The organism is Paracoccus sp. J56, from assembly GCF_019633685.1.
GTDB lineage: Bacteria > Pseudomonadota > Alphaproteobacteria > Rhodobacterales > Rhodobacteraceae > Paracoccus > Paracoccus kondratievae.
The window spans coordinates 116,523-136,204 of record NZ_JAFL01000001.1; the positions used below are offsets into that span (position 1 = coordinate 116,523).

The following is a 19,682-nucleotide window of genomic DNA, read 5'->3' on the forward strand; positions in this document are numbered from 1 at the left end:
GCGGGAAATCACGGCCATAAAAGGAAACCGCGCCCCCGAAGGGACGCGGTTTCAGAAAAGTTCCGTAAAGGAAGATCTTACTTGATCTTGCCTTCTTTGTACTCGACATGCTTGCGCACGACCGGGTCGTATTTGGTGACCGACATCTTTTCGGTCATCGTGCGGGCGTTTTTCTTGGTGACATAGAAATGCCCGGTCCCGGCCGTCGAGTTCAGACGGATCTTGATCGTCGTCGGCTTCGCCATCTGTTTCGCTCCTGCTGCGGGGCAAGACGCATGGCGCGAACCCCGTGGAATTCTCTTGGAGCCCGCCTTTTAGCGGCACAGCAGGCGAAGTCAACCGGGAATCACCTGATTTCAGGCCGATCTGCAAGGCAAAAGGGTCAGATATGCGCGGATGGCCTGTAAGCCGGATTTTGTTCCGGGGTTACCCCCTTTGATGACCATTCATCTGGTCCCGCCATTACTGACGGGATCTAGCTGCCAACCCGGACCTGCTGGGGCGAAGGCAGCCCTGTCTTGCGACGCGCGGTCCCTATTCGGCATTGCTCCCGGTGGGGCTTGCCATGCCAGGACTGTTGCCAGCCCCGCGGTGGGCTCTTACCCCACCGTTTCACCCTTACCCATGCGTGCATGGGCGGTCTCTTCTCTGTGGCGCTTTCCCTGGGGTTGCCCCCGCCGGGCGTTACCCGGCACCGCACCTTCATGGAGTCCGGACTTTCCTCGACGTTGCCGCCGCGGTCATCCGGCCATCCGCGCAAGGTCCAGATAGGCCCGCGCAAAGGCCGGGTCAAGCCTGTGCCCAACCCTGCGCAATCTGGGGCAATGTGTCCTCGATCCAGCCAAGCAGCGTATCGACGCGCGTCGCTGCCTCATGCCCCAAAGGCGTCAGCGCATATTCCACATGTGGCGGCACAGTCTGGAAATCGCGGCGCAGCACCATGCCGTCGGCCTCCAGCCCCTGCAAAGTCTGGGCCAACATCCGCTCGCTGATACCGCCAATCTGCCGCCGCAGGCCGGAAAACCGCTGCGGCCCGTCAGAGAGCACGCGCAGGACCAGCATCCCCCAGCGCCCGGTCAGCCGCCGCAAGACATCGCGCGACGGGCATTCCGCGGCCATCAGATTCCCCCGGCAACCGGTTTCAGAATTTTTCACACTAACATCTCCGTCAGTACTTACTTTTTAATAGTAATGCTTTTACCTCTCGCTGCACAAGCATTTGCGAAAGGAAATGACATGACCATCGCCGTTACCGGAGCCACCGGCCAGCTTGGCCGCCTGATCACCGCCCGTCTGAAAGAACTGCTGCCCGCAAATGAAGTCGTCGCGCTGGCCCGCAACCCCGGAAAGGCCGTCGATCTGGGCGTCGAGACCCGCGCCTTTGATTATGACCGCCCCGAGACGCTGACCACCGCGCTGGCTGGCGTGGATCGACTGGTGTTTATCTCGGCAAGCGAGGTCGGCAAACGCGCTGTCCAGCACCGCGCCGTGATCGAGGCTGCCCAGGCCGCCGGCATCAGCCAGATCGTCTATACCAGCCTGCTGCACGCCGACCGCACGCCCCTGTCCCTTGCCGATGAACATGTCGTGACTGAAAAGCTGCTCTCCGAATCGGGCCTTCCCCATACGATCCTGCGCAATGGCTGGTATGCCGAGAACTACACCGGCGCATTCCCGGCTGCGCTGGAACATGGCGCGTTGATCGGTGCTGCCGGCGAGGGCCGGATCTCGGCCGCCGCGCGCGCAGATTATGCCGAGGCCGCCGCCAAAGTGGTCACGGGTGAAGGCCATCTTGGTAAGGTCTATGAACTTGCCGGTGACAATGGCTGGACGCTGGCGGAACTCGCAGCCGAGCTTTCTGCCCAAACCGGTCGGACCATTCCCTATAAAAACCTGTCGCAGAACGATTATGCCGCCGCGCTAACGGGTGCCGGCCTGCCGGAAGGGTTGGCCGCCGCCATCGCCGACTGGGACGCCAAAGCTGCGGAGGGTGCGCTTTTTGACGACAGCCGCACCCTGACCGGCCTGATAGGCCGACCGACCGCGACACTGGCCGAGGTGGTGCGCGCCGCGCTTTAAAACGGCACGTCGTCCATCGCACCACCCGAACCGGCCTGCGAGGCGGGCTGCACATAGCCCGCCTTGATCGTCTTGAAACCGGTGGCGAATTCGACGGTCAGCGTATCCTCGGCAATGCCCATGATCGTGCCATTGCCGAACTTCTGATGGAACACCCGATCCCCGACCGAAAACCGCGCCGCAGGTTCGGCATCAATCACGACCGGGGTGCGATGAACAGGCTGCGCGCGTTCGGCGCTGCGCTGCTGCATGCGCTTCCAGCCCGGAGAGTTGTAGACATCGCTCTGCGCCGCACGCTCATGGATAGCCGAGGGCGCAAAGGGCTGCGCCGCCGCGCCATAACCACCACCGTAAAGGCCGGGCGGCGTCAGCACCTCAACGTGATCCTCGGGCAGTTCGTCGATAAAGCGCGACGGCAGGCTGGATTGCCATTGCCCATACATGCGACGGTTGCCGGCAAAGCTGATCGTCACCAGCTCACGCCCACGAGTGATCCCGACATAGGCAAGCCGCCGCTCTTCCTCGAGCCCCTTCAGCCCGCTTTCATCCATGCTGCGCTGACTGGGAAACAGGCCGTCCTCCCACCCCGGCAAAAAGACGATGGGATATTCCAGACCCTTGGCCGCATGCAGGGTCATGATACTGACCTCATCGGTCTGCTCGCCAGAGTCGTTGTCCATGACCAGCGCGACATGCTCAAGGAAACCCTGAAGATTTTCAAACTCTTCCAGAGCCTTGACCAGTTCCTTGAGGTTGTCGAGACGACCCGGAGCATCGGGCGACTTGTCGTTCTGCCACATGGCGGTATAGCCGGATTCGTCCAGAATCCGCTCGGCCAGTTCGACATGACTGACGCGACTGTCCAGCGCATCGGCATGCCAGCGGCCCATCGCCTCGGTGAACTGACGCAACGCCGCCGCACCCTTGCCGCCAAGAGCGCCGGTCGCAACCGTCGAAACCGCACCCTCCAGCAGCGACAAATTCCGCTCGCGCGCCTCGCGCTGAATGGTCTGAACGGCTTTCTCGCCCAGACCACGTTTGGGAACGTTCACAATCCGCTCAAACGCCAAATCATCGGCAGGGCTGACCGCGAGCCGGAAGTAGGCCATGGCATCGCGAATCTCGGCCCGCTCATAAAAGCGCGGACCACCGATCACCCGATAGGGCAAACCGATGGTCATGAAACGGTCCTCGAACGCCCGCATCTGATGGCTGGCCCGTACGAGGATGGCAATGTCGTTCAGATTGCGCCGACCGAGTGCCGCACGATGCCCGCCGTGGAAAGCCTCAATCTCTTCCCCGATCCAGCGTGCCTCGGCCTCGCTGTCCCAATGACCGATCAGGCGGACCTTTTCGCCCCCCTCGACCTCGGTCCACAGCGTCTTGCCAAGCCGGCCACGGTTCGCCGCAATCAGCCCCGAAGCCGCGGCAAGAATATGCGGGGTCGAGCGATAGTTCTGCTCAAGCCGGATCACCTGCGCACCGGGAAAATCACTCTCAAAGCGCAGAATGTTACCAACCTCGGCCCCGCGCCAGCCATAGATCGACTGGTCATCATCGCCAACGCAGCAGATATTGCGATGAGCAGACGCCAAAAGCCGCAGCCACATATACTGGGCGACGTTGGTATCCTGATATTCGTCAACGAGGATATAACGGAACCGATCCTGCCAGGATCTCAGCACATCAGGATGGGCCTGGAACAGATGTACGCAATGCATCAGCAGGTCGCCGAAATCGGTGGCGTTCAACTCCAGCAAACGGCGCTGATAGGCCGCGTAAAGCCGGCCACCCCAGCCGTCAAAGGCGCGTTCCTCGCCCTTGGGCAGTTGCGACGGGGACAGGCAGCGGTTTTTCCAGCTGTCGATCAAATGGGCAAGCTGACGCGCTGGCCAGCGTTTTTCATCAATATTCCCGGCCAGAATAAGCTGCCTGAGCAGTCGTATCTGATCGTCGGTATCAAGGATGGTAAAGCTGGGCTTCAGATGCAGCTCACCATCGCCGATCAGCTCGGCATGGCGGCGCAGGATCTTGACGCTGATCGAGTGAAAGGTGCCAAGCCACGGCATGCCCTCGACCGCCTCGCCCAAAAGGCGGGCGACGCGCTCTTTCATCTCGCGCGCGGCCTTGTTGGTAAAGGTCACGGCAAGGATCTGCCCCGGCCGGGCCCGGCCAAGGTTCAGCAGATGCGCGATACGCGTGGTCAGCGCCCGGGTCTTGCCGGTGCCCGCACCGGCAAGCAGCAGGACCGGACCATCCAGCGCCTCGACCGCTGCACGTTGCGCGGGGTTAAGCCCGTCAAGATAGGGCACAAGCCGCGCACCGATTGCCCGCTGGGACAGCGGCACCGGCGCGGCTGCGGCCTCGAAAGCGTCCGAGTCGTCGAAATCACTCATGCCCGCACCATAGCCCCGCATCCGCGCTCGGGAAAGCCTGTCGTTCCCATTTCGTTCACATGCCGCCTACCGCGGCGGCAAGTCCCCAGAAAACCAGAAGAGCCAGAGCGAGAAAAACCGCACCCACCGCGTAAAGCCGGATGCGTTCGCGGCGGTTGCGCGGGTGGTGCCAATCCAGAAACCCCTGGCCGTCGAACAGCGGATTGGCGTGCAGCATCCCGAACGCGAGGGGACCGGACGACCGCCCCTCGGCCAGCCGCCGCAGGCGCCATTCAGGATAGCGATGGCTCAGGCAAAGCCAGATTGCCGCCAGCCGGGCCGCCAGGAGACAGGCCATTCCGCTGGACAACCACAGCATTACGCCCTGAGGCCGGCGAAGATCGCGGGGTCCAGACTGGCATGGGCGAAGGTCTCGCCCTGAGTCAGCACCGAAACCGCATCATGCGAATGCAGCGATTCCTGATGGCTGGCCACGACGCGGAAATCGCCGATACGCGGCTCGGCCATCAGCTCGGCGGCAAAGGCGCGCACCGCATCCTCGACAAAGATCGGGTTGGCGGCGTTCAGCTCGGCAAAGGCCTGTTCGTCCTCGCGCTTGACCATGACCTGGGTCTCGGTCGCGACGGCACGACGGCACAGGGTCACCATATCTTCGAACCACAGGGTATCGCCCTGCATGACGACCGAGACCCGGGCCACCGAACGCTGCGAATGCGGCGTCGCAAGCTGGCCGCGCATACGCCGGGCATGTTCGCTGAGCTCAAGCGAACAGGGGCAGGTCGAGGAATAGACATAGTCGAAATGCATGATCCGCAGCCGCTGGCCAGCCTTTTCGACCAGTTCCAGCGCAATGTCGTAATACTGCCAGCCCGACAGGCCCGAGCGCAGCGACTCGACCCGCATCGGATAGCTGAGCCGCATCATGATACGCGCGTCCAGACTGTCGAGGTCGGATTTGTAATCGTCCAGCGCCGCCTCAAGCACCCCCATTGAGAACTGCTTGTCAGCATGGGCATAGAACGAGCGCATGATGCGGCTCATGTTGATGCCCTTGCGATCAGCCTCAAGGCTGACGGTGCCGGTAACGCTGGTTTCAAGCGTGATCTCGCCGCCCTCGCGGGTCATATAGCGGATCGGCAGACGGAAGTTAGAGATGCCGACGTGCTGGATCGGCGCGCGCGCCCCGACGATCAGGCTGGCCGGTCCGTTCTGCAGGTCCGGCAGGCTGGCCTTATAGGCGTCATCGACCCGGAAATCGGCCGGGTATTCGCGCTTAAGCGCAGGATAGGCGCGTTCGGTGGCGATTGGGCGGGCCTCGGTCATGGTCGTCCTCGCTTAAAGGTCGGCAATAATCTGGGGGCTCGCGACCCGAAAGGAAAGGGGGCGCCCGGCAAGTTCCGGACGCCAGAGCGCCCTCAGGCCAGGGATTGGCGGATGTCCGCGATCAGATCATCCGCGTCCTCAAGCCCGATCGACAGGCGCAAAAGGCCGGGGGTGATGCCCAGCTCGGCCCGCATCTCTTCGGACAGGCGCTGATGCGTCGTCGTCGAGGGATGGGTGACGATCGACTTGGCATCGCCAAGGTTGTTCGAAATCTGGAAAACCTGCATCCGGTTCATCGCCGCAAAGGCAGCTTCTTTGCTGCCCAGGTCGATGGCGACCATGGTGCCGCCCGCCCCCATCTGGCGCATGACCAGATCATATTGCGGATGGTCGGCAAGGCCGGGATAGATCACACGCGACAGACGGCCATCATCCTTAAGCGCAGAGGCAAGGCGCAAGGCGCTGTCGGTCTGGGCACGAACACGCAGGTCCATCGTCGTCAGCCCGTTCAGCATCATCCATGCGTTAAAGGGGCTGATCGCGCCGCCGGTATGTTTAAGATAGGGTTCGGCCACGTCGCGCACGAACTCGCGGGTTCCACAGATCACGCCACCCAGACAGCGACCCGAGCCGTCGATATGTTTGGTCGCCGAATAGACCACGACATCGGCACCGTTCTGCACGGCACGCGAATAAACCGGGGTGGCAAAGACGTTATCGACCACGACCAGCGCGCCGACCGCATGGGCAAGCCCGGCCACGCCGGCAATATCCACCACCTCCAGCGTCGGATTCGAGACCGATTCAAAGAATACCGCCCGCGTCGTCGGCCGGATCGCCGCGCGCCACTGTTCCAGATCGGTGCCATCGACATAGGTCACCTCGACCCCGAAACGCACCAGCACATCAAGCACATAAAGGCATGAACCGAAAAGCGCCCGCGACGAAACGATATGATCGCCGGGCTTGGCAAAACACATCAGTGCCCCGTTCACCGCCGCCATGCCGCTGGCAGTGGCAAAAGCGTCCTCGGTACCTTCAAGGTTGGCGATCCGATCCTCGAACATGCGCGAGGTCGGGTTACCATAGCGGGCATAGATGAATTCATCCGGCGCGGTCTTGATGAAACGGGCCTCGGCCTGTTCGGCGCTGTCGTAGGAAAAGCCCTGGGTCATGAACAGGGCCTCGGCCATCTCGCCGTACTGGCTGCGGCGAATGCCGTGATGGACAGCGCGCGTGCGCGGATGCAGAGGCTTGTTCGACTCCTGGGACATGGCTGGCTCCTGATGGTCAGGATGCCGGGTTACTCCTGCCCGGCCAGCCGTGCAAGGCCCCGGGGCCGGCTATTCGCTGTCGCGAGGCAAGGCATGGCGTTCAAACAGCCGCGAATTGGCCACAAAAAACACCACCATGATCGCCGGCAGGCCAAAGGTCTTGAAGTTCACCCAGGCCGTTTCGGACATCAGCCGCCAGACCGCCTCATTGGCGATGGCAAGCCCCAGAAACAACAGCGTCATACGCAGGGTCAGGATTCGCCAGCCCTCGGCACGCATCGGCAGGGCCTCGGACATGACCAGCTCAAGCCAGTTGCGGCGCAGGATCAGGCTTGCGCCAAGCAGCGCGGCAAAGATCAGGTAGATGATCGTCGGCTTCATCTTGAAGAACCTGGGATCATTCAGCCAGATCGACAGCCCGCCAAAGACGACGACCAGAACCAGCGTGGCGATCTGCATGGGCGACAGCCGCCCCGTCAGGCGCCATAGCGCCAGCGTGCAAATGACAAGGACCGGCACAAAGACCAGCGTGGCAAAGATGAATCCGGAATATTCACGCCCAGCCAAGGTCACGGTCTGATCCCGAAACCGCATGAAGACGACAAAGAACAGGACCAGCGGGCCAAGGTCCAGTGCGGCCTTGAGCCAGGGATTGATCTTGCGCGGTTCGGTCAAGGCGAGGCTCCTGCTCAGCTTTGGGGGCGCGATATTGCGCCGGAAGCGGTCCCGGCGCAAGCGGCGCCTAGTCCAGACGGATGGCTGCCAGAATGGGGCCGCTGGCCATACGTGCGTCGCCGCGACCCAGCTCTTGCGCCAGAATGGCATGGCGGGTGTCGTCGGGAAAGTCGGTGCTGTTCTGACCGTCCTGCCGCACGGTCAGGCGCAGCGGGGCCCGGCCGTCCCACTCGGCAATCCGCTCGGCCGCCAGCACGACGTTGCGATAGTTGACGACCTTGCCGCGATTTTCACCAGCCCTGATGGCCACCCTGCGCTGTGGAGCATAACGCACCAGAATGATCGCCACCCGATCCTTGATCGCGCTGCGCGGTGTCAGCTCGATCCGGTAACCCTCTTTGCCCTGGCTTGAAGAAACCATCACCGGCGTCGGCCATGCCATCTGGGTCTGGACAAGCCCCACCAGTTCTGCCGGGCGCAATGCGATCAGCGTATCTGTCCCGCCAACGACGATCTGGGGCGTATAGATCGCACGCTCGCCGGACTGATGGGCATAGGCCTGCTGGCGCAGGGTGAATTCAGGCCGCGCAAACTCGTCGGCCCAGCCAAGGTAATCCCAGTAATCGACATGCCAAGACAGCGTCAGCACATCCTCGCGCTCGGCCAGATCGGCCAGCAGCTCATCAGCGGGCGGGCAGGATGAACAGCCCTGCGAGGTGAAAAGCTCGACCACCACCGGGGGCTGACCGACCGGACCGATCATGCGCGCACGCGGCTGCACCTCGGCAAAGGTCGAAACGCCGGGCGCGGCAAAGGGGTCCGAAGGCATCACCGGCGACGACTGGTCGGCCGGCACCCCGGGCTCACCCTTCGGGGCCTCGATCAGACCGATAACGCCATCCTCATCGACGATCTCGACAAAGGTGCTTGCCGGGGCAGCCCCCTCGCCCGAGGAGGGCAGTTCCGCACCCGGACCCGACAGGGTGGCCGCGACATCGGCAGCGCCGGTATCGAATATGCAGACCGGAGTCGCGCCTTCTGCCGGGCCTTCGCCCATCTCATGCGCGAATGCCGGGACACCCAGCCCGGTCAGCGCAACCACGGCAGCGCAGGCCAGAACCGGCAGGACCCCTGCCCTGCACGCCTGCCCACGGGCTGATATCTTGATGCGCCTTGCCGCCATATTCTTCCGTATTCCCGGCCCTTCCGATCCGCATCAGGTAATCCGGGTGATGGGGGAACGACAAATCAATGCTTTGTTAGTGCAGCGTGTTCACCCCGCGACCGTGATGCAAAACCCACATCCCGCCCGGGGCGCAGAAATTGGCATACAATTGCATACAAATCTGCCGCACCCCCCTTGATCCCCATGTGGAAAAGGGGCAAATGGCAGGCAGCACCGCCATTCAGCCACCTTTTTGCAAGGATAGGGAGCCGAGTCATGCCCATCGTTACAGGAACAGACACCGCAAAGACGCGCCGCCAGCTTCAGGTGGGCTCTCACAGCTACGCCTATTACTCGATCGAAGCCGCGACACAGGCCGGGCTTGGCGATTTTTCCAGGCTGCCCGCCTCGCTCAAGGTGGTGCTGGAAAACCTGCTGCGTTTTGAGGACGGCGGCCGCACGGTCAGCGTCGAGGACATCAAAGCCTTTGCCGAATGGGCGCAAAAAGGCGGCAGGAACCCGCGTGAGATCGCCTATCGTCCGGCACGCGTCCTGATGCAGGACTTTACCGGCGTTCCGGCCGTGGTGGACCTTGCCGCGATGCGCGATGGCATCAAGGCTCTGGGCGGTGATGCGCAAAAGATCAACCCGCTGAACCCGGTCGATCTGGTCATCGACCACTCGGTGATGATCGACGAGTTCGGCAACCCCCGCGCCTTCCAGCGCAACGTTGACCTGGAATATGAACGCAACCTTGAGCGCTATACCTTCCTGAAATGGGGGCAAAAGGCGTTCAACAACTTCCGCGTTGTGCCGCCCGGCACCGGTATCTGCCACCAGGTGAACCTGGAATATCTGGCCCAGACCGTCTGGACCGACACCGACCAGCAGGGCGCGAACGTCGCCTATCCCGATACTCTGGTCGGCACGGACAGCCACACGACCATGGTCAACGGCCTTGCCGTTCTGGGCTGGGGCGTCGGCGGGATCGAGGCCGAGGCCGCGATGCTGGGCCAGCCCATCTCGATGCTGATCCCCGAAGTCGTCGGCTTCAAGCTGACCGGCAGGATGATGGAAGGCACCACCGCCACCGACCTGGTGCTGAAAGTCGTGGCCATGCTGCGCAAGAAAGGCGTCGTCGGCAAATTCGTCGAATTCTACGGCGACGGCCTTGACCACCTGCCGCTGGCCGACCGTGCCACCATCGCCAACATGGCGCCCGAATATGGCGCGACCTGCGGTTTCTTCCCGATCGACAACGAAACGCTGCGCTACCTGCGCAATACGGGCCGTGACGAAGATCGTATCGCGCTGGTCGAGGCCTATGCCAAACAGAACGGTTTCTGGCGCGGTGCCGATTACGAGCCCATCTATACCGACACCCTGCATCTCGACATGGCCGACATCGTTCCGGCGATCTCGGGCCCGAAACGGCCGCAGGACTACACGCCGCTGAACCTTGCTGCACGCGCTTTCTACAAGACGGTTGCGGAATATCGCGGTGTGGACATGTCCGCCGCCGCCCAAGAGATGGTCGAAGAGGGCGGCGGGGTCATCACCAACGGCACGGATGTGCGCAAAACCGTGGCCGTCGAGGGTCAGGATTACACCATCCGCGACGGTTCGGTTGTAATCGCCGCCATCACCTCCTGCACCAACACCTCGAACCCCTATGTGATGATCGGTGCCGGTCTGGTCGCCCGCAAGGCGCGTGCGCTTGGCCTGACCCGCAAGCCCTGGGTTAAGACCTCGCTCGCACCGGGGTCGCAGGTTGTGGCCGAATATCTTGAAGCCGCCGGCCTGCAGGAGGATCTGGACGCCATCGGCTTCAACCTCGTGGGCTTTGGCTGCACCACCTGTATCGGCAACTCGGGGCCGCTGGGCGATCCGGCGATCTCGAAAGCGATCAACGACAACGATCTGGTCGCCACCGCCGTCCTGTCGGGCAACCGCAACTTTGAGGGCCGGATTTCGCCCGATGTGCGCGCCAACTATCTGGCTTCGCCGCCGCTGGTCGTCGCCTATGCCATCGCGGGTGATGTCAACATCAACCTGACCAAGGACCCGATCGGCCAGACCCCCGAAGGCAAGGATGTCTATCTGAAAGACATCTGGCCGACCACGCAGGAGGTTGCCGAACTGGTCGAGGCGACTGTGACCCGCGAGGCCTTCCAAAAGAAATATGCCGATGTGTTCAAGGGCGACGAGCGCTGGCAGGGCGTCGAGGTCACCGACAGCGAGACCTATGACTGGCCGCCGACCTCGACCTATATCCAGAACCCGCCCTATTTCCGCGGCATGTCGAAAGAGCCGGGCCAGATCACCAATATCGAGGGCGCGCGCGTCCTCGCGATCCTGGGCGATATGATCACGACCGACCACATCTCGCCCGCAGGTTCGTTCAAGCCCACCACCCCGGCCGGGGAATACCTGCTTGAGCGTCAGGTCCAGCCCAAGGATTTCAACAGCTACGGTTCGCGCCGCGGCAACCACGAAGTCATGATGCGCGGTACCTTTGCCAACATCCGCATCCGCAACGAGATGCTGGATGGTGTCGAAGGCGGCTACACCAAAGGCCCTGATGGTCAGCAGACCTCGATCTTTGACGCCGCCATGGCCTATCAGGCCGAGGGTACGCCGCTGGTCGTCTTTGGTGGCGTGGAATACGGCGCCGGGTCGTCGCGCGACTGGGCGGCGAAAGGCACCAACCTGCTGGGCATCAAAGCGGTCATCGCTGAAAGCTTTGAGCGCATCCACCGCTCGAACCTCGTCGGCATGGGCGTCATCCCGCTGGAGTTCACCGAGGGTGAGAACCGCAAGACGCTGAACCTTAAGGGCGACGAGGTCATCACCATCGGCGGCCTAGAAGGCGACTTCAAACCGCTGTCGCTGGTTCCCTGCACCATCCGCTATGCCGATGGCAGCGAAAAGACCATCCAGCTGAAGGCCCGCGTCGATACCGAGGTCGAGATCGAATACCTCGAAAACGGCGGTGTGCTGCACTATGTGCTGCGCAACCTCGCCAAGTCCTGAGATATGGACCCGGACAGATAACGAAAGGCCGCCCCCCCGGGCGGCCTTTCCCTTTGTCCGGCCCGGGTTGCGTGCCCCCTATTCCTCGGCACAATACCACATGGCCCCACCGGCGGCGGCCGTTCCGATGACAAGCGAGCCGACCGCGACCGGGGATGTGGCAAGCCCCGCGGCCGCCGCGCCCGCCGCCTCAAGCGTGCCGACCATCTGCCCCGAGGTCGCGGCAAGAATCGTCGCGCCCGGTCGCTGCGTCACCGCATCATAACCGGCCACGGCCAGCGCATTGGCATTACGGAAAGTGGCCTGACGGGCCGAGTTTACCCGCTCGCACAGGGTCTTGCGGCATAGGGCGTTACCTTTGCGCGGCCCCTTTTGCGCGCCGATGTAGGTGTCATTTTCCTTGTCCCACAGCAGACAATAGCTGCCGTCATCACCCATCTCATTGCGCCGCAGGATCTCGCGCAGCGTGACATAGCCCGGACAGGTGATCCGCCCCCAGCCAGAAAAGTTCTTTTCCAGCCGGCCGACATTTTCATGAAACTCGGCGTCGCGGACATAATTGATCTCGGTTTTTTCGCCCGCGATCGACGTGTCGCAGGTCCACAGCCGCTCTTCCTTGGCCGGTCGCTCTTGCGCCGCGCCCGCCGTCGTCACTCCCATCACCCCGACCATAGCCAGAATAAAAGAACGCATCCCTTGCCTCATGTCCTTTCTGCGCGCCGCTTTTCCCGAAAGCACCGCCGCACTGCAAGCCACTTGCTCAGACACAGGCCGGAATGTGAACGGCTGCGTTCATTTTGTCATCGCAGCAGCCCAAAAGCAAAAGGCCGCCCCAAAAGGAGCGGCCCCCGTAAAACTGCGATCCGGAAAGGATCAGTTTTTCGCGTAGAATTCGACGACCAGATTCGGTTCCATCTGCACCGGATAGGGCACGTCGCCCAGAGCCGGAGTGCGAACGAAGGTCGCGGTCATCTTGTTGTGGTCCACTTCCAGATAGTCCGGAACATCACGCTCGGTCAGGCCAACGGCCTCCAGCACGATGGTCAGCTGACGCGAACGCTCGCGAACCGAGATCACGTCGCCTTCCTTGACGCGGTACGACGGGATGTTCACGCGGCGGCCGTTCACCTCGACATGGCCGTGGTTCACGAACTGACGGGCAGCAAAGACGGTCGGCACGAATTTGGCGCGATAAACGACGGCGTCCAGACGGCGCTCCAGCAGGCCGATCAGGTTTTCACCGGTGTCGCCGCGCACACGCTCGGCTTCGGAATAGATGCGGCGGAACTGCTTTTCGGTCAGGTCGCCGTAATAGCCTTTGAGCTTCTGCTTGGCGCGCAGCTGGGTGCCGAAATCCGACAGTTTGCCCTTGCGGCGCTGGCCGTGCTGGCCCGGGCCGTATTCGCGCTTGTTAAGCGGCGACTTGGCGCGGCCCCAGATGTTTTCGCCCATGCGGCGGTCGATCTTGTACTTGGCAGCGGTGCGTTTGGTCATCGCTGATCTCCTTCGTGTTATCAGTTTCGAAGGGCGTTGTCCTTTGGCCAAGCATCTTGCGATCCAGGGCCCGACAGGGTTCCCCTTGCGGGGTCCACCAACACCAATGAAGCGGCGCTTATAGCCGCACTGTTGCCGGTGTCAAGCGCCCGGGCCCCTTGAGTGGCGGCAAGCTTGTACTTAAATGAATGGCAGCGAACAAGGAATGTGCGATGTTCTCGATCCCCGGCAAATCCCCCGTGACCATCACCCCGGCGGCTGAACGCCAGATTGCCCGGCTTATGGCCCAGAAATCGGCCCGCGGCCTGAGGATCGGGCTGAAAAAGGGCGGCTGCGCAGGCATGGAATACACCATGGAACTGGCCGAGAACGCTTCGCCCGGCGATGAGGTTGTTGAACAGGGCGAAGCGCGGGTCATGATCGCGCCCACCGCACAGATGTTCCTGTTCGGAACCGAGATCGACTATGAAACCAGCCTGCTCGAATCCGGCTTCAAGTTTCGTAACCCGAATGTCACCGACAGTTGCGGCTGTGGCGAATCGGTAAGCTTCGCCCCGCTCGAAGGTTCGCGGGCGAAAGCCTAGACCTTTCGCCGCAGGTTCGTGTTCCGTACCCTCCTGCCGTCTTGATCGCGCGACGCGCGCGGCCTAATCCCCTGTCGGAAGCTGATAAGGGAGAGAGGCTGATGGCCCCGCGCAAACTTGCCGCCGGAAACTGGAAAATGAACGGAACCCTGGCCTCGCTGGCCGAGATCGACCAGCTGCTGGCCGATTACCCCCGGCCGGGCTGCGATGTGCTGATCTGCCCGCCCGCGACACTGGTCCATGCGCTGGCAGGCCGCGTTGAGGGCAAGATCGCGGTCGGCGGTCAGGACTGCCACGCCAAGACCTCGGGCGCCCATACCGGCGACATCGCCGCAGCCCAGCTGAGGGACGCAGGCGCAAGCCATGTCATTCTTGGCCATTCCGAGCGGCGCACCGATCATGGCGAAGCCGACGCTGATGTCGCGGCGAAATCCGTCGCAGCCTATGAGGCCGGGCTTGTCGCGGTGATCTGCGTCGGTGAGACCGAGGCACAGCGTGACGCGGGCGAGACGCTGGATGTAATCTCGACCCAGCTTGCAGGCTCGATCCCCGAGGGTGCGACGGCCGCCAATACTGTTATCGCTTATGAACCGGTCTGGGCCATCGGCACCGGCCGCACCCCGACCAGCGAGCAGATCGCCGAGGTCCACGCCCTGATACGCGACCGCCTTGCCGCCCGCTTTGCCGACGGGACCGATTTTGCGCTGCTCTATGGCGGCTCGGTCAAACCCGGAAACGCGGCCGAGATCTTTGCCATTCCCCATGTGAACGGTGCTCTGGTCGGCGGCGCCAGCCTCAGGGCGGCCGATTTCGGCCCGATCATCTCGGCACTTTCCGCAGCGTAATTCGCCAGACAGGAACGCCATTCCATCCGGCAGCTCCGGTTTGGAATGGCGTTACCCTTTTCGGGGGTCCCTGCCCCTTGCCAACCCGGCCGTGTCGGGCATAGGTCTCGCCTGACATTCAAGGCAGGGGCAATGACAGAGCCGGCAATTTCCTTTCAGGGCGTGACGCGCCGCTATCCGCAAAAGGGCGATAGCGAAGTGGTGGCCCTGCACGACATCTGGCTGGACGTACCGAAAGGCGCAATCACCGGCATCATCGGCCGTTCCGGGGCCGGGAAATCGACGCTGTTGCGCATGGTGAATGGGCTTGAGCGCCCCAGCACCGGCAAGGTGATCGTGAACGACCACGATGTAGGCGCGGCCTCGACCGCCAGCCTGCGCCGCATCCGGCGCGAGGTTGGCATGATCTTTCAGCACTTCAACCTGCTCGCCAGCCGTACTGTGGCCGAGAACATCGCCCTGCCGCTGGAGATCGCGGGCGAGGACAGCGGTAAGATCGCCCCCCGCGTCACCGAGCTGATCGAGCGCGTCGGCCTGACCGAGCAGGCCGACCGTTATCCGGCCGAACTTTCGGGCGGGCAGAAACAGCGGGTCGGGATCGCCCGGGCGCTTGCGACCGGGCCGCGCGTCCTGTTGTCGGACGAGGCGACCTCGGCGCTGGACCCTGACACGACGCGGCAGGTGCTTGAGCTGCTGCACAGCATCAACCGTGAACTGGGTCTGACCATCCTGCTTATCACTCATGAAATGGCGGTGGTGCGCGATATCTGCACTCAGGTCGCGGTGATCGAGGCCGGCCGCATCGTCGAGGCCGGAGATACCTATGAGGTCTTTTCGAAACCTGCCCATCCGACCACGCGCTCGTTCCTGACCGGTGTAACGGGCGTAGCGGTACCGCAGTTTGTCGCCCATCGCATGCAAGAGACCCCGCCCTCTCCGACAGCCGAAGCGGTGGTCCAGATCACCTTTATCGGCAACCATGCCACTGACCCGATGCTGGCGCGGCTGACCTCAGAGCGGGGCGTCAGCGTCAACATCCTTGCCGGAGCCATCGAAGAGATCGGGACCAAACCCTTTGGCAGCCTGATCGTTGCCCTGCCTGCCCCGCGGCTGGAGGAATCGCGCCGCTTTCTGGAAGAACACGGCCTGCTGACCGAGGTGCTTGGCTATGTCGGCTAACCTGATCCCCATTCTGTGGCAGGCAACGCTGCAGACGCTTTACATGGTGACCACGTCCACGCTGATCGGCACGCTGATCGGCCTGCCGCTGGGGGTGTTTCTGGCCACCTCGCGCCGGGGCGAGTTGCTGTCTGCGCCATGGCTGAACTCTCTGCTGGGGCTGATCGTCAACGCCGCACGCTCAACCCCCTTTATCATCCTGGTGGTGGCGATCACTCCGCTGACGCAATTGATCGCCGGCACTTCGATCGGCACCACTGCCTCCATCGTGCCGCTGACCATTGCCGCCGCGCCTTTTATCGCCCGCCTGATCGAGACCGCCATCCGCGAAATCGATGCCGGCCTGATCGAGGCCGCGCGCGCCATGGGCGCAACCCCGGTCCAGATCATTCGCAAGGTCCTGATCCCCGAGGCACTGCCCGGCATCATCCTGGGGCTTACCCTCGCCGTGGTCAGCCTGATTGGCTATTCGGCCATGGTCGGCGCAGTCGGCGGCAAAGGTCTGGGCGATCTGGGCATCCGCTACGGCTATCAGCGTTTCATGCCCGAGGTGATGCTGACCGTCGTGATCATCCTGATCGTGCTGGTGCAACTGGTGCAATCCGTCGGCGAATGGATCGCCTCCCGTTTCGACAAACGTGCCCCCCGCAACCGGGGCCGATAACCTGAAAGGACATCCAATGCGCATTTTCCGCCTTGCCGCCCTGACTTCGGCGCTGGCCCTTTCGGCCGCCATGGCCGTGGCCGAAGAAATCAAGGTCGGCGTTTCCCCCGGCGAACATGGCGAGATCATGGAAGAGGTCGCCAAGATCGCCGAGGCCAAGGGCCTGACCATCGACATCATCGAATTCACCGATTACGTCGTGCCGAACCAGGCGCTGGCCGATGGCGATCTGCAGGCTAACAGCTTCCAGCACCAGCCCTATCTGGACAACCAGATCAAGGACCGCGGCTTTGATCTGGTCGCGATCGGCAAGACCATCACCACCCCGATGGGCGCCTATTCCGAAAAGCTGAAGTCGCTGGACGAGCTGGCCGAAGGCGCGCAGGTCGCGATCCCGAACGACCCGACCAACGGCGGCCGCGCATTGCTGCTTTTGCAGGACAAGGGCGTGATCAAACTGGCCGACGGTACTGGCCTGACCCCCTCGCCTCTGGACGTGACCGAGAACCCCAAGAACCTGAAGTTCATGGAGCTTGACGCCGCCCAACTGCCCCGCGCGCTGGCCGATGTCGAGATCGCCATCATCAACACCAACTATGCGCTGGACGCCGGGCTGAACCCCAATGAGGACGCCATCGCCATGGAAAAGGCAGACAGCCCCTATGCCAACATCATCGTGGTCCGCAAAGGCGATGAAGAAGCGCCCTGGGCCAAGCAACTGGTCGAAGCCTATCACGACCCGGCGGTGAAGAAATTCATCGAAGAGAGATATCAGGGCGCGGTGATCCCGGCCTGGTAAGGTAATCGCCCTCTGCAAACCAGCAGGGACAGGGCCCCGATCAGAAAATGCCCCGCCGTTCTGGCGGGGCATTTTTCATTCGGGCTTCATGCTGCCAGTACGGCGCAAGCGATCGTGCCAGCTGAGTGCCTCTTCGATCACATGGGGGGTATGACCACCGCGCGCCAGCGCCCGGGCGTAATAGTCCTCAAGCCCGTCGCGCCATTCGGGGGCCACGCAGTTTTGCAGGATCACCCGCACCCGTTCACGCGGTGCAAGGCCGCGCAGATCCGCAAGCCCCTGCTCGGTCACCAGAATATCCACATCATGTTCGCTATGATCGACATGCGAGACCATGGGCACCACAGATGAGACATTCCCGCCCCTGGCCGTCGATTTGGTGACAAAGACCGACAGGAAAGCGTTGCGCGCGAAATCGCCCGAGCCACCGATGCCATTCATCATTTGCGTCCCCATTACATGGGTCGAGTTCACGTTGCCATAAATGTCGAACTCAAGTGCGGTATTGATGCAAATCAGGCCAAGGCGGCGGACGACCTCGGGGTGGTTCGAAATCTCTTGCGGGCGCAACACCAGCCGGGGTTTGAATTCATGGAAGCGCCCCATCACGTCACGGTATTTCGGCGCAGACAATGTGATCGACGATCCCGAGGCAAAAACCATCTTGCCCGCATCCATCAGGTCAAAGGTCGAGTCCTGCAAGACCTCGCTATACATCGTCAGATCATGGAACGGGCTGTCGATGAACCCATGCAGGACCGCATTCGCGATTGTCCCAATACCAGCCTGCAACGGATGCAGGTGGCCAGGCAGCCGGGATTGCGCGACCTCGTTTTTCAGAAATTCGGTCAGGTGACCGGCGATGGCGCGCGTCTCGTCATCCGGGTCATGTATGGTCGAAGAGGAGTCAAGCTTGGTCGAAATCACGATGGCCGCGATACGGTCGGACGGCACCGGGATGAAGGGAAATCCGACACGGCTTTCGGGCGTCACGACCGGAATCGGGGTGCGGCTGGGCCGGTAGGTCGGGATATAGATGTCATGCAGCCCCTCCAGCGCCTCGGACTGGCTAAGGTTGATCTCGACGATCACCTTTTCAGCAAGCAAGGCGAAACTGGCCGAGTTCCCGACCGAAGTGGTGGGCACGATGCCACCGCTTTCGGTAATCGCGACGGCCTCGACAATGGCGATATCGACCGGGGGCAACTGACAGGTACGCAGCTGCTCGACCGTTTCCGAGAGGTGCTGATCAACATACATGACCTCACCGGTATTGATCGCGCGGCGCAGACCCGGGTCGGACATAAAGGGAATGCGGCGGGACAGGACTTTTGCCTCGGCCAGCGTCTTGTCTAGGTCATTGCCAAGCGACGCACCGGTCATCAGCGTCACTTTCAGCGGCTCGGCCTTGGCGCGTTCGGCCAGCGCCATGGGCACAGCCTTAGCCTCGCCCGCGCGGGTAAAGCCCGACATGCCCAGCACCATTCCGTCACGGATCAGGCTTGCCGCCTGTTCGGCACTGACCACGCGGTCCAGCAGCCCCTTGTGACGAATGCGGCCAAGATAGTCCTGGGTCATGACAGCCTCCCTGATCGTGACGGGATGATTAGGGACAAAGCGCGACAGTGACAAATCAATCCAGCCATGCATGCAAGGAAAGGCCGGCCCAAGGGCCGGCCTGTGCAGGATCGTTTCGCCTGTGGATCAGCGGCGACGGCCCAGCGACCACGCCCCATCACCCAGCAGCGACAGCGCGACCATGGTGATGGCCCAAAGCACCGGATATTCCCAGCCACCACCCGGGTTGCTGAACGAGAAACCGGCCGAGCCATGACCGAACCACGCCGCGCCAAGCAGCAGGGCAGCCATCACCAGCGCGATGATGCGGGTGAAGATACCGCCGATCAGCGCCAGACCACCCAGAATCTCGGCCAGCATGGTCAGATAGCCAAGCAGGCCCGGCAGGCCGATCGATTCAAAATAGCCGGCGGTGCCCGCGGGGGTGAAAACGAACAGCTTGGTCAACCCGTGAACCAGAAACCAGACCCCGGTCGAGACCCGCAGGATGAAAGCGGCAATGTCGGCGTTGCGCTCGGCCGTGGCCGCGCCGCCGTGGATAAAATCGGTCATTTTTGCGTTTCCTTGGATACGTTCCTTGCTGCCCAGATAGCA

General features: G+C 62.5%; 19 protein-coding genes and 1 other RNA gene. 7 read left to right on the forward strand and 13 right to left on the reverse strand.

From position 1 onward, the window contains the following. Nucleotides 1-77 precede the first annotated feature (77 nt). The 3 genes from rpmG to M511_RS00550 all read right to left on the reverse strand — a co-directional run bounded on the left by rpmG (nucleotide 78) and on the right by M511_RS00550 (nucleotide 1,119). Complete coding sequence (rpmG, locus tag M511_RS00540) at nucleotides 78-245, reverse strand: 50S ribosomal protein L33 (protein WP_010392460.1); 168 nt, start codon at nucleotides 243-245, stop codon at nucleotides 78-80. Nucleotides 246-388: 143 nt separating this feature from the next. Beyond that, nucleotides 389-756: RNase P RNA component class A (gene rnpB / locus M511_RS00545), an RNA gene on the reverse strand. Nucleotides 757-789: 33 nt separating this feature from the next. Continuing rightward, nucleotides 790-1,119 (reverse strand): winged helix-turn-helix transcriptional regulator, encoded by a 330-nt coding sequence (locus tag M511_RS00550; protein ID WP_083825807.1) that lies wholly within the window; start codon nucleotides 1,117-1,119, stop codon nucleotides 790-792. 117 nt (nucleotides 1,120-1,236) lie between these two features. On the opposite strand from M511_RS00550, the gene M511_RS00555 reads away from it, so the two are divergent. Beyond that, nucleotides 1,237-2,079 (forward strand): SDR family oxidoreductase, encoded by an 843-nt coding sequence (locus M511_RS00555; RefSeq protein WP_085501091.1) that lies wholly within the window; start codon nucleotides 1,237-1,239, stop codon nucleotides 2,077-2,079. Here the strand turns inward: M511_RS00555 and M511_RS00560 are convergent. The 6 genes from M511_RS00560 to M511_RS00585 all read right to left on the reverse strand — a co-directional run bounded on the left by M511_RS00560 (nucleotide 2,076) and on the right by M511_RS00585 (nucleotide 8,930). After that, entirely contained in the window at nucleotides 2,076-4,475 is a 2,400-nt protein-coding gene (locus M511_RS00560; protein WP_085501168.1) for an ATP-dependent helicase, read from the reverse strand. The two genes, M511_RS00555 and M511_RS00560, sit on opposite strands and share 4 nt — an antisense overlap. A 55-nt stretch (nucleotides 4,476-4,530) precedes the next feature. Then, nucleotides 4,531-4,812, reverse strand: coding sequence for a hypothetical protein (locus M511_RS00565; protein ID WP_010392468.1), 282 nt, complete (start codon nucleotides 4,810-4,812; stop codon nucleotides 4,531-4,533). A gap of 20 nt (nucleotides 4,813-4,832) precedes the next feature. After that, nucleotides 4,833-5,798: a GTP cyclohydrolase FolE2 gene (gene folE2, locus M511_RS00570; RefSeq protein ID WP_010392470.1), complete on the reverse strand. Its 966-nt coding sequence runs from the start codon at nucleotides 5,796-5,798 to the stop codon at nucleotides 4,833-4,835. A gap of 92 nt (nucleotides 5,799-5,890) precedes the next feature. Continuing rightward, on the reverse strand, nucleotides 5,891-7,072 hold the full coding sequence (gene metZ / locus M511_RS00575; protein WP_085501093.1) for an O-succinylhomoserine sulfhydrylase: 1,182 nt from the start codon (nucleotides 7,070-7,072) through the stop codon (nucleotides 5,891-5,893). A 69-nt stretch (nucleotides 7,073-7,141) separates the two neighbouring features. Continuing rightward, complete coding sequence (locus M511_RS00580) at nucleotides 7,142-7,747, reverse strand: inner membrane-spanning protein YciB (RefSeq protein WP_085501094.1); 606 nt, start codon at nucleotides 7,745-7,747, stop codon at nucleotides 7,142-7,144. A 67-nt stretch (nucleotides 7,748-7,814) separates the two neighbouring features. After that, on the reverse strand, nucleotides 7,815-8,930 hold the full coding sequence (locus tag M511_RS00585; RefSeq protein WP_085501095.1) for a DUF1223 domain-containing protein: 1,116 nt from the start codon (nucleotides 8,928-8,930) through the stop codon (nucleotides 7,815-7,817). A gap of 258 nt (nucleotides 8,931-9,188) precedes the next feature. Between M511_RS00585 and acnA the strand changes: the two genes are divergently transcribed. Beyond that, nucleotides 9,189-11,945 carry an aconitate hydratase AcnA gene (gene acnA / locus M511_RS00590; RefSeq protein WP_085501096.1) on the forward strand — a complete coding sequence of 919 codons (2,757 nt, stop codon included), beginning with the start codon at nucleotides 9,189-9,191 and terminating at the stop codon, nucleotides 11,943-11,945. A gap of 78 nt (nucleotides 11,946-12,023) precedes the next feature. On the opposite strand, the gene M511_RS00595 is transcribed toward acnA, so the two are convergent. Further along, nucleotides 12,024-12,638, reverse strand: a complete 615-nt coding sequence (locus M511_RS00595; RefSeq protein ID WP_085501097.1) for a hypothetical protein — start codon at nucleotides 12,636-12,638, stop codon at nucleotides 12,024-12,026. A 180-nt stretch (nucleotides 12,639-12,818) separates the two neighbouring features. Next, complete coding sequence (gene rpsD, locus M511_RS00600) at nucleotides 12,819-13,439, reverse strand: 30S ribosomal protein S4 (protein ID WP_010392481.1); 621 nt, start codon at nucleotides 13,437-13,439, stop codon at nucleotides 12,819-12,821. A gap of 212 nt (nucleotides 13,440-13,651) precedes the next feature. Between rpsD and M511_RS00605 the strand changes: the two genes are divergently transcribed. The 5 genes from M511_RS00605 to M511_RS00625 all read left to right on the forward strand — a co-directional run bounded on the left by M511_RS00605 (nucleotide 13,652) and on the right by M511_RS00625 (nucleotide 17,510). Further along, nucleotides 13,652-14,023, forward strand: a complete 372-nt coding sequence (locus M511_RS00605; protein ID WP_010392483.1) for a HesB/IscA family protein — start codon at nucleotides 13,652-13,654, stop codon at nucleotides 14,021-14,023. A gap of 101 nt (nucleotides 14,024-14,124) precedes the next feature. Then, nucleotides 14,125-14,868, forward strand: a complete 744-nt coding sequence (gene tpiA / locus M511_RS00610; RefSeq protein ID WP_085501098.1) for a triose-phosphate isomerase — start codon at nucleotides 14,125-14,127, stop codon at nucleotides 14,866-14,868. Between the two features lie 132 nt (nucleotides 14,869-15,000). Beyond that, nucleotides 15,001-16,047, forward strand: a complete 1,047-nt coding sequence (locus M511_RS00615; RefSeq protein ID WP_010392488.1) for a methionine ABC transporter ATP-binding protein — start codon at nucleotides 15,001-15,003, stop codon at nucleotides 16,045-16,047. Then, nucleotides 16,037-16,711, forward strand: coding sequence for a methionine ABC transporter permease (locus tag M511_RS00620; RefSeq protein ID WP_010392490.1), 675 nt, complete (start codon nucleotides 16,037-16,039; stop codon nucleotides 16,709-16,711). The genes M511_RS00615 and M511_RS00620 overlap by 11 nt, the downstream gene beginning before the upstream one ends. A 16-nt stretch (nucleotides 16,712-16,727) precedes the next feature. Further along, complete coding sequence (locus M511_RS00625) at nucleotides 16,728-17,510, forward strand: MetQ/NlpA family ABC transporter substrate-binding protein (protein WP_010392492.1); 783 nt, start codon at nucleotides 16,728-16,730, stop codon at nucleotides 17,508-17,510. A 75-nt stretch (nucleotides 17,511-17,585) separates the two neighbouring features. Here the strand turns inward: M511_RS00625 and M511_RS00630 are convergent, their stop codons facing one another. Together M511_RS00630 and M511_RS00635 are read right to left on the reverse strand one after the other, a co-directional pair. Then, nucleotides 17,586-19,088, reverse strand: coding sequence for an acetyl-CoA hydrolase/transferase family protein (locus tag M511_RS00630; protein WP_085501169.1), 1,503 nt, complete (start codon nucleotides 19,086-19,088; stop codon nucleotides 17,586-17,588). Between the two features lie 126 nt (nucleotides 19,089-19,214). Continuing rightward, the gene (locus tag M511_RS00635; RefSeq protein ID WP_085501099.1) at nucleotides 19,215-19,640 is read right to left on the reverse strand and encodes a DoxX family protein; all 426 of its coding nucleotides are present in this window, start codon (nucleotides 19,638-19,640) and stop codon (nucleotides 19,215-19,217) included. Between the last annotated feature and the right edge of the window lie 42 nt (nucleotides 19,641-19,682).